The organism is Anaerolineae bacterium, from assembly GCA_014360855.1.
GTDB lineage: Bacteria > Chloroflexota > Anaerolineae > JACIWP01 > JACIWP01 > JACIWP01.
In genome coordinates this window covers 1-9735 of record JACIWP010000110.1, presented here as the reverse complement: position 1 = coordinate 9735, position 9735 = coordinate 1, and the positions used below count along the sequence as shown (strand labels likewise).

The following is a 9735-nucleotide window of genomic DNA, read 5'->3' as shown; positions in this document are numbered from 1 at the left end:
TTCTTCTCCTCCTTTTCACATAGAGAGCTGAGTACGTGGGGGGTCCTCAGCTCTCGTGGGTTTTATGGGAAGGTACAAATTGGCGCCGGCGGTCAAAGGGGTGACCTGACCGCCGGCGCATTGTCTTACCACCCGCCCGGCAAATCAGTATTTTCCGTACTCGCGCGCCGTCTGGATGAAGGCGTGCAGGTTCTCGGGCCGGGCATTGTCAAGCACCGCGCCCGGCGCGATGAAGTACCCGCCGTCCTGTCCGACGGTGTCAATGAGCTTCTTGACGTGGTCGGCCATCTGTTGGGGCGTGCCGGCATAGAACAGGGAGACTGGCACATTGCCGCCGAAGCAGGCCCAGTTACCCAGCTTCTTCTTGACCTCGGCGAGATCGGTGTAGTCGAACATCCACATGCTCTTGCCGGCCGGCAGTGGCGAATCGGCCAGCGCGTCCAGCCGCTCGTTGTAGCCGCCCTCGACGAAGAGGAAGGGCACACAGCCGGCCGCGATAAGCCCCTCGCACACAGCCTTGAGGGTCGGCCAGTAGAAGCGGTTGAAGTCCTTGGTGGACATGAAGCCGTCGGCGCCCTTGTGCAGGGGGATGAAGACCAGCGGCAGGCCGGCGCTCATGGCCGCTTCGATGCCCATCTGGATGGCGATGGGCACCAGCCGTTCGACAGCGGCCAGCAGTTTGTCCGGCTGGCGGTACATGTCAATCATGATGCCGCGGGTGCCGCGCAGGGTATCCCCGATGATGTCAAAGGGCGCCTTGGTGAAGCCGCCCAGGTAGTTGGGCATGCCGTGCTGGAAGGTGAGCTGGGCGCCGGCCTTGCCGGCGGCGGCGAAGAATTCGGCGGCCAGCCGGCCGGCGTCGATCCAGGCCTGGAAGCCCTCCTGCACCGCCGGCACGGTCAGCGTCCCCAGGAGTATCAGCGCCATGGGCAGTTCCATCACGCCGTACAGGGAGGGGAGCATCTTCCAGCCCTCCAGGCTCTTCATGATGCGCGGCATATACACGCGCAGGAAGAAGCCCTCGGGATCAGCGATGAGCTGGTCATACTCGTCGGGGAGCATGTACTCGTCCTCGACCATCTGGAAGGGCATGTGTTTCGGAAGCCCATTGCCCGGCCAGCGGTAGGTGCGGAATCCCAGCCGGTCGAAGGCTTTGCCGGGGAGGCCGTTGCCGGCGACCTGATAGTCCAGGTCGAAGTCCACGTTGAACTTGAGGATGGCCTCGGCCATCTTGTCGTAGTCGTACATCATGTCGCCGTGGGAGATGCCGGCATATTCTGCCACATAGTTCCCGACAGCGAGCAGGATGGGGACCGCATCGGGCTTCTTCAGCTCGCAGACATCCTTCAGTCGCTGGACCCTGCGCCGGTACAGCTCGGCGACCTGCGGGGAGGCAAAGGGTTTGCCCTCGGTGGAGAGGAACTTTGCCCAGAGGGCCTCGTACTTTTGTTCCGGGGTCATGGTCTTCCATTCGGTGGTCATAGGTCACGCTCCTACCCACTGTTTGGCGATGACAACAGCGTCAACAGCATTCTTGCCCCAGGCATCGGCGCCGGTGTATTCGCGGATTTGCTCGTTGATGGGCCCGCCGCCGATCATGATTTTAACCTCCGGCACTGCGGAGCGCAAGGCCTGCACGGTCTGTTTCATGGGTTCATAGGCGACGGTGAGGAAGCCGCTCAGGCCGACGATGCCGGCGCCGTTCTCTTTCACCGCCTGCACGAAGCGCTCCGCCGGCACATCCACGCCCAGGTCGGTCACATCGAAGCCGTTGATTTCGAGCATGAAGACGACGATGTTCTTGCCGATGTCGTGGATGTCGCCCTGGACCGTGCCGATGACCACCTTGCCGAGCTTTTTGCCGGCGGTCGCCTCGCGCTGGAGGTAGGGCTTGACGATCTCGGTGATTTGCTTGAGGATTTCGCCGGCGAAGATCAGTTCGGGGATGAAGGCCTGTTTCGATTCGAAGCGTTCCCCGACGATCTGCATGGCGGCCCGGCAGTCGTCAAGGACCTCCAGCGGGCTGACTCCTTTCTCCAGCAGGGAGCGGGTGAGCGCCACTGCCTCCTTTTCGTTCAGGTCGGCAATGGCCTGAACCAGTTCTTGTGCCATGGATGCCTCCTTTCGACATGGGTGAAATAGGCGTTGAAGTCCAACGCTGATTATATTATACTCCTATATATATAACCTGTCAAGGGGCGGATGGGGCCGGGAAAAGGGATTTGCCCATTTCGCCGGCGGTCCCGCACCCGGCAAAAGAGCGAAGGCCTGACAATACGGGTTACCCAAATCCCCTCGTTTTGTACAGCAGGCGGGGTTTATGGTACTATCATCCTGCCATACATGGTGATAAGGAGCGAATTGCCCGTGCGCGTGACCGCCGTTCAGACACCGGTGATTGAGCCTCGTCAGCCGCTTCTCCCCATCTTACAGCAGTCCCTGCCCCGCCCTTTGCGCGACGGTGACATTCTCTGCGTGGCGTCCAAGGTGGTGGCGCTGGAACAGGGGCGCATCGTGGCACTGGCCTCCGTGGAGCCGTCGCCGGCAGCGCGGCAGGCCCGCCGGCTGGACGCCGGCAAGGACCCGGAGACCTACGCCCGCTGGATGGAGCTGATCCTGCGCGAGGCAGACCACGTCTTCGCGTCCAGTGTGATATGGCTGACGCTCAAGGACGGTATCCTGATCGCCAACGCCGGCATTGACATGTCCAACGCCCCGCTGGGCCACGTGGTCCTGTGGCCGCACCGCCCCTGGGAATGGGCCAAAAGGTTCTGGCAGGACCTGCGCGCCGCCTATGGGATAGAGCGGGTCGGCGTGATCCTGACCGACGCCCGCTCGACCCCCCTGCGGCGCGGCTTCACGGGCATGGCGCTGGCGTTCTGGGGGTTTGAGGGGCTGGACGTGCAGAGGGGACAGCCCGATCTCTTCGGCCGGCCGCTTCAGTACACCGAACGCATGGTCGCAGACGGGCTGGCGGCCGCCGCCGTCGTGGTAGGAGGAGAGGCGAACGAACGCACCCCCTTTGTGCTGATTGAGGATGCGCCGGTCACCTTCACAGAGCGCGAGATTCGGCCGGAGGAGATCCTGGTCCCTGCCGACCAGGACATCTTTTCCGTCATTTACAACGAGGAATTTAAGGCCGCGGCCGGCGGCCGGCCGGCCCCCCATCCTACGGGCGGTTGAAGCGGAACCCGTGCCCGCGCACGGTGACGACAAACTGCCAGGAGGGGTCCAGCTCGGCCAGGCGTTCCCTCAGCCGGCGCACCAGCGCATCAATGGCCTGCTCGGTGATGCCCTCGGCGGACTCATCGGGCCACACCGCCGAGACGATCTCCTCCCGGCTGACGACGCGGTCACAGTTATCGTACAGCAGTTCCAGCAGGCGGAATTGGGCCGGCGACAACGGGGGCTCCAGCGCCTTCTGGTGCAGATAGACCATGCGCGCTTCTTTGTCCAGCACCAGGCCGCGCCGGAAGGTTTCCTCCAGGCTCAGCGGGACGGTGGCGCCGGCATCCACAAAGGCCAGGCGGTAGCACAGGGCGATCTGAATCTCGTCCCCATCGTGGAGCCGCCGCGTCCCGAGCACCGCCTCGCCGTTGACAAAGGTCCCGTTCTTGCTCTGCAGGTCGGTGATGTAATAGCCGTCGGGCTGACGGCGGATGCTGGCATGCCGGCGGGAGACCTTGCGGTCATTGAGCACGATGTCGCACGATTCGTCCCGACCGATGACCGTCTCCGGCCGGCTCAATGACCAGATCTGGCCGCAACCCTCACCCTCTCGCAGTATCAATATCCCGACGTCCTGGTTCTGCATCCTTATATCCCCTTACTCGCAGGGCGTTTGACAACCCTATTACTCTCAGCTATAGTTATAGGTGGAGTCGCCCCCCGCCAGCGGCATGCGGCCATTCGTCGTTGGCGCGGCTCCCCCACAGTGATGGATCCGGAGGAGAAGAGGTTTCCCTTGGTCGAGCCGCTCGCTCCTGGCACTGTCCTGAAAGAGCGCTACCGCATCACGGAACTCGTCGGCGAGGGCGGCATGGGCGCCGTCTACCGGGCCGATGACCTGCTTCTGGAAGGGCGTGCCTGTGCCATCAAAGAAATTCGTCCTGATCTGGGCACTGACCCTGCGTCCGCCCGGCAGGCCCGTGAGCAGTTTTACCGCGAGGCCTCGGTATTGGCGCGCCTGGATCACCCCAATTTGCCCAAGGTTTCCGACTATTTCTCCGAGGCCGGCCGCGAATACCTGGTGATGGATTACGTCGCCGGCAAAGACCTGCGCCAGCTCCTGGAAGAAGCCCTTATGCAGGGACATCCTCTGCCGGAAGAACAGGTCCTGCGTTGGGCCGAACAGCTCTGCGATGCGCTGGAATACCTCCATTCCCAGGACCCGCCGGTACTGCATCGCGATATCAAGCCCGGCAATATCAAGCTCACGCCGGCCGGCACCATCAAGCTGGTGGACTTCGGCCTTGTCAAGCTGATGCTCCCCGACGATAATCGCACCATCACTGTCCTGCAGGGACGCGGCACCGTCCAGTACACGCCGCTGGAGCAGTACGGCGGCGATACCGGCCACACCGACCCGCGCTCCGACATCTATTCTCTGGGCGCCACGCTGTATCACCTGCTGACGGGAAAGCCGCCCGTGGATGCCAAACAGCGCTTCCTGAAGCCAGGCATTTTGCCCAGCGTGCGCGACCTCAACCCTGCCGTTTCCGAACGCACCAACCACGCCATCATGCACGCGCTGGAGATGCATCCTGACCAGCGTCCGCCCACGGTAGCGGCCTTCCGCCAGGAGCTGTTCTTTGGTGAGCCGGCCCCCTCGCCGGCGGATACTGCCGCACGCCAGCCATCCGAAGCGCCCGTTTGGTTTGCCGCTCTGCGCGTGCCCCTGATCCTCTTTTTGATACTGCTGTTCGTCGCCCTGATCGTCACCGCTTTCGGGCCTATCCGCTGATGTCCCTCAGCGGCTGATCCGACGCCGCAGTCCCCTGTCCAACGATAGATAGATGCCGGCGACCACCAGTCCCCCGACCGCGGAAATCATCGGCGCCAGCCAGGCGGCCGATTCCTCATCCGGTGGGCCGGCTGGCAGAAGGCCTTGCACGTACAGCACATAGGCCGCCAGGCCGCCGCTCATCAGCCACAGCGCCAGCCGCGCGCCGGTGATGGGCGAGTGATGCACGAGCGCCCATGTCAGGCCGGCGATCCCGCCCATGGCGAACAGCGCCAGGAGCGTCATGCCCAGCGCGCCCCAGCGGCCCCCAGCGGCCCCGCCGGCCTTTGTGCCGCCGGCGGTCGTCGCCTCCGTGGGGGTCACCTGCGGCAGGGGTGTGGCGGTGGGACGCGGTGTGGGGGTCGGCGGCGGCGTATGGGTCGGGGTAAAGGTGGCGGTAGGGCTTGGCACCACGGTGGAAATCTGTGCCGGCTCGTTGCTCGAGATGACTACCTGCAGGGTGGTGGAGCGGACGGCGTTGCCGCTGGATGCGGTGACGTTGAGCTGTCCTACCCGCTCCAGCACCACGGAGCCTTCGGCTAGGCCGTTGACGGTGGTTGTGCGCAGGCGCGGAAGCTCCAGCGATTCCGCCGGATAATACAGGCGGAACTCCACCGGCGTGCCATCCGGCACGGGGTGGCCGTTGTGGTCGAGGATGGGGCCGGCGATCAGCGACAGCGTACTGCCCACGGTGATATCCACGCTCTTGGCCGGGTCACTGCCGGCCGGCGTGTTCAAGCGCACCTGGATGATCTGGTCAGGGTCCGGCTCGGTGATGGAGATCAGGTCGTAGTTGATGCCGGCGATGGAGACCGGCGATGCGCCCCGCGGGGTGATCTCCTGGAACAGCGTGCGCACCGCCACCTCGATACAGGGCGGCATCTTGCTGTACAGGCCGTAATAGGCGGTCAGCTTGCTGATCTCGGTGGTGTCCAGGTAATAGGGCTCGGCTAAAGCGAAGACGATGATGTTTTTATTGCGCAGGAGCGACTCGCTCTCCCGCAGAAAGTCCCGCAGGGCGGCGGAGGCCGGGTAGTGGATCGGGTCAATGTCCAGGGTGACGAAGACCACCCACTGGGCCTTTCCCAGCGCCTCCTCGATGGCCTTGCGGGATTCGGGGCTGGACTCGCCGGCCTCGGGGTGCAGATACCCCCACAGGTCGGCAAAGCTAAAACTGGTGAGCAGGTCGGGCTGTACCTGGCCGGTGCCGGCCGGCCCGTACAGCTTCAAGATCTCCTTCGCGAAATCGTCCACTCCCAGCAGGGTAAAGGGTGGGCAGAGCGCGCGGTCGGAGCAGTCCGACACCTCCCGCATATCGGTAAAGATGACAATGGGTTCATCCGAGAGGGGCGGGCTGGGAAGCCGGTCCGCCAGCTCCCCCGGGCCAGGGTAGATGAGGGTCAGGGCCTGTTTGGCCACATCGCTTACCACGCCCAACCCCTTGCCCACCACATCCTCGACCGCCTCCGGGTCCACCAGCACTTTGTCGGGGGAGAAGGAGGGATAGAGCCGCAGTTTCAGGGCCAGGATGCGGCGCAGAGACTCGTCCGCACGGGCGCGGAAGTTGGGGTCGCTGACATATTTCTCCTGGAAGAAAGCGATGGTCGCCTTGATATTTTCGAACTGCTCGGCCCAGTTGTCATGCAGGGCAAACTGGGAAAGGATCAGCAGGTCATTGCCGGCCAGGAAGGCCTCCTGGGCGATTTGCCGGTACGGGAAGGTCTGCAACTGCGGGTCGTAATATTTGCGCACCGCCGGCACGCCCAGGGCGTCGCTGACCAGCAGTCCGCCGGCTTCCCGCCAGGGCGCGAACTCCGGCAACTGCATCAGCGCCGGCAGGTTCTGCGCATCGAAGGAAATCGGCCGCGTGAGCTGGCGGATGTTGCCCTGGAAACCGCGGTAGCGGATATGCGAGGTCATCAGCGCGTCGGTCACCGAGGGACTGCCCAGCTTCGGTTCTTTCGTGACGGCGAAGAAGGGGGCCAGCTCGATGCGGTACAGCTCTTTGAGCGACTTGTTGACGGTGGAAATCTCCTCATCCGGCCGGCGGTCGCTTCCCCCATTGCCCGGGAAGTGCTTGGCCACGGTCACGATGCCGCCGGCGCTCCCCAGATGCACACCGCGGATGTAGGCCTCGCCCAGCGCGCCCACCCAGTAGGGGTCGCCGCCAAAGGTGCGGATGCCCATGTCGCCGCGACCGCCCGGGCGGGGAGTGTCCAGCACGTCGAGGGAAGGGCCGAGGAGCATATTGATGCCCACGGCGCGCAGTTCCGCCCCGACGACTTGCCCGATGGCCTCGGCCAGCGCCGGCGACCAGGTTGCTCCCACCGCCATATTGCTCGGCACCGGGGTAAAGCCGTTGCGCAGGCGCGTATAGGGGTATCCATCCCCCTCATGGTCCACGGCGATAAAGAGCGGGATATGGGTACTGCCGGTAGGGGTAATGGTCTGGGTAGGGGTAACGACGCCGGCCGGCGGGACAGCCGGGTACTTGCTTTCCAGCGGCGGGGCGGTCAGGGCCAACTGCTGGAGCTGGTTGACCAGCTCCGCGGTCTGGCGGGGGGTGTCGCCGCGGTTGACGATATTGCCGTTGCTGGCCAGCAGGACCACGCCGCCCACCCGGTAGCTCTGGATCAGCTCCGCGATGTCCGAATCGGGCGGCGCCTGGTTCCCCATAAAGGTGACCAGGAAAAGCTGGCCGACCCGTTCCTCGACGGTCATGCCGGCGATGATGGTGTCCACGGCGGTGTCAGCGGAGGGTGCGCGAGAGGCGGGTTGGGCAAAGCCGGCGGCCGGCATGCCGGCCAGCAGGATGCTCAGCAGCACGATGCTTATTGCAAGACGCCAACCTATCCGCTTCATGCGCCTTCCGCCCTCTGATGTGGGGGAATATGCCCGTGTTTGCTCCGCGGGCTGATGATAGTATACACGAGGCAGAGTGCTGGCGCAAGACATCGGCCGGCGCGGGACAAAAAACCTCCCGCAGGAGTCCCTGCGGGAGGCATCGCCGGCTTACTTGGACTTGACCTTGATGGTCTTGGGTTTGACGCTTTCCGCCTTCGGGATGGTCAGGGTGAGGATGCCGTTCTCGAAGGTCGCCTCGGCCTTCTCCGCATCCACGGGCACATTCAGCGTCAGGGTGCGGCTGAAGGGGCCGTAGGCGCGCTCCTGGAAGATATAGTCCACATTCTCCAGGGGCGGTTTGATCTCGCCCTTGATGGTCAGCGTATCGCCTTCCAGCGTGATTTCCACATCCTCCGGCTTGACGCCCGGCACCGGCGCCATGATGACGATCTCGTTATCGGTGGCGTAGGCGTCAATGGGCAGACGCATGGTGCGCTCGCCGGCGCCCACGCCCAGCCGGCGCCAATTCACCAGGCTCTCCTCAAACAACCGATCCATCGCTTCCCGCAGAGTCATAAACTCCCGGAATGGCTCCCAACGATCCAGCGACATCGCGCATCACCTCCTTTTCTGGGATATAGACCGCAGACCATGGACGATAGCCCATCTCCCTGCGTCCTATCGTCCGTGGTCTATGGTCTATTGTCCGTGGTCTGTGGCCTATAGCCTGGAGACGGAATGGGGGCGAGGCGTGCGGCGTTGATGTCCCGATGGCCTCGCCCCCACGCGGTGCACATTATTTCTTGGCCTTGATGGCGATGGTCTTGGGCTTGACCTCTTCCGCCTTGGGGAGCGTCAGGGTCAGCACGCCGTTCTCAAACTCCGCCGTCGCCTTGTCGGCATCCACCGACACGGGCAGAGTGAAGGACCGGCAGAAGGACCCATAGCGGCGCTCCTTGCGGATGTAATTCTCCTCTTTGATGTCCTTCTCTTCCTTCACCTCGCCCTTGATGGTCAGGGTGTCGCCGACCACGGAGACCTCGATGTCCTCGGGCTTGACGCCGGGCAGGCTGGCTTTCACCACCACATCGTCCTTGGTCTCATAGATATCCACGGCGAAGGTCTGGGCTGCCGGCGCAAGCAGGCTCCGCGGCCAGACGATGCTCTCCTCGAACAGACGATCCATCGCCTCGCGCAGGGACATCAGCTCCTCAAAGGGCTGCCACCGCATCAGCGACATACGCCTCACCTCCTTTCCTTACTCCAGCTTCGGGATTGGTGTAAGGTGTGTCATCGAACTTGGCGATTCCTATATTATCAGGCCGGCGTTAGAATGGCATTAGAGAAGTATTAGAGTTTTGTTAGAACTGCCCTTATGAGCGCGGCTCCTCGGCCAGCTCCACCTGCACGGTGCGCTCCCTGCCGTCGCGCAGGAGGGTCACCGTCACCACATCGCCTACCACCGTGTTCTCTTCCAGATAGGCGTCCAGGCTGTCCCAGTCCCGGATGGGATGGCCGTTGATGGCGGTGAGGATGTCCCCGCCGGCCAGCACCACCTGGTTGCCGATGACCACCTGACGCGTGGCGCCGCGGATGCCGGCGCGTGCCGCCGGACTGTTGCTGTACACCCGCGCTACGAGGATACCCTGCTCTACCGGTAGGTCCAGGCGCCGCGCCAGCGCCGGCGTGATGGAATATCCCAGAATCCCTATCCAGGGATGGGGATAATAGCCCTTCTCGATCAGCACCGGCACGACGCGCCGCACGGTGTCCACCGGAATGGCAAACCCCACGCCGGCCGAGGCCCCGCTGGGCGAGACGATGGCGGTGTTCACGCCGATCAGCCGGCCGCGCGCATCCAGCAGTGGTCCGCCGGAGTTGCCCGGGTT

General features: G+C 63.9%; 9 protein-coding genes. 2 read left to right on the top strand and 7 right to left on the bottom strand.

Annotation, left to right across the window (positions count from 1 at the left end; translation table 11 throughout):
* Positions 1-144: 144 nt before the first annotated feature.
* Positions 145-1482 (bottom strand): uroporphyrinogen decarboxylase, encoded by a 1338-nt coding sequence (locus H5T60_07535; protein MBC7242283.1) that lies wholly within the window; start codon positions 1480-1482, stop codon positions 145-147.
* Between the two features lie 3 nt (positions 1483-1485).
* The gene (locus tag H5T60_07530) at positions 1486-2112 is read right to left on the bottom strand and encodes a cobalamin B12-binding domain-containing protein (GenBank protein ID MBC7242282.1); all 627 of its coding nucleotides are present in this window, start codon (positions 2110-2112) and stop codon (positions 1486-1488) included.
* Positions 2113-2367: 255 nt separating this feature from the next.
* Here H5T60_07530 and H5T60_07525 point away from each other — a divergent pair, with 255 nt between their 5' ends.
* Positions 2368-3183, top strand: a complete 816-nt coding sequence (locus H5T60_07525) for a coenzyme F420-0:L-glutamate ligase (GenBank protein ID MBC7242281.1) — start codon at positions 2368-2370, stop codon at positions 3181-3183.
* Here the strand turns inward: H5T60_07525 and H5T60_07520 are convergent.
* On the bottom strand, positions 3170-3814 hold the full coding sequence (locus H5T60_07520) for an FHA domain-containing protein (protein MBC7242280.1): 645 nt from the start codon (positions 3812-3814) through the stop codon (positions 3170-3172). The genes H5T60_07525 and H5T60_07520 overlap by 14 nt on opposite strands.
* 123 nt (positions 3815-3937) lie before the next feature.
* Here H5T60_07520 and H5T60_07515 point away from each other — a divergent pair, with 123 nt between their 5' ends.
* Positions 3938-4963 carry a serine/threonine protein kinase gene (locus tag H5T60_07515; GenBank protein ID MBC7242279.1) on the top strand — a complete coding sequence of 342 codons (1026 nt, stop codon included), beginning with the start codon at positions 3938-3940 and terminating at the stop codon, positions 4961-4963.
* A gap of 6 nt (positions 4964-4969) precedes the next feature.
* On the opposite strand, the gene H5T60_07510 is transcribed toward H5T60_07515, so the two are convergent.
* The 4 genes from H5T60_07510 to H5T60_07495 form a co-directional block, all read right to left on the bottom strand.
* Positions 4970-7828: a glycoside hydrolase family 3 protein gene (locus H5T60_07510; protein ID MBC7242278.1), complete on the bottom strand. Its 2859-nt coding sequence runs from the start codon at positions 7826-7828 to the stop codon at positions 4970-4972.
* Between the two features lie 186 nt (positions 7829-8014).
* Positions 8015-8458: an Hsp20/alpha crystallin family protein gene (locus tag H5T60_07505; GenBank protein MBC7242277.1), complete on the bottom strand. Its 444-nt coding sequence runs from the start codon at positions 8456-8458 to the stop codon at positions 8015-8017.
* Between the two features lie 184 nt (positions 8459-8642).
* The gene (locus tag H5T60_07500) at positions 8643-9086 is read right to left on the bottom strand and encodes an Hsp20/alpha crystallin family protein (protein MBC7242276.1); all 444 of its coding nucleotides are present in this window, start codon (positions 9084-9086) and stop codon (positions 8643-8645) included.
* 133 nt (positions 9087-9219) lie between these two features.
* A partial coding sequence (locus H5T60_07495) for a PDZ domain-containing protein (GenBank protein MBC7242275.1) occupies positions 9220-9735 on the bottom strand: 516 nt, incomplete at its 5' end.

Excerpts from the sequence above, each read along its gene's own strand:
- H5T60_07535 (MBC7242283.1), bottom strand. The coding sequence starts at position 1,482 with ATGACCACCGAATGGAAGACCATGACCCCGGAACAAAAGTACGAGGCC.
- H5T60_07530 (MBC7242282.1), bottom strand. The coding sequence starts at position 2,112 with ATGGCACAAGAACTGGTTCAGGCCATTGCCGACCTGAACGAAAAGGAG.
- H5T60_07520 (MBC7242280.1), bottom strand. The coding sequence starts at position 3,814 with ATGCAGAACCAGGACGTCGGGATATTGATACTGCGAGAGGGTGAGGGT.
- H5T60_07515 (MBC7242279.1), top strand. The coding sequence starts at position 3,938 with ATGGATCCGGAGGAGAAGAGGTTTCCCTTGGTCGAGCCGCTCGCTCCT.
- H5T60_07505 (MBC7242277.1), bottom strand. The coding sequence starts at position 8,458 with ATGTCGCTGGATCGTTGGGAGCCATTCCGGGAGTTTATGACTCTGCGG.
- H5T60_07500 (MBC7242276.1), bottom strand. The coding sequence starts at position 9,086 with ATGTCGCTGATGCGGTGGCAGCCCTTTGAGGAGCTGATGTCCCTGCGC.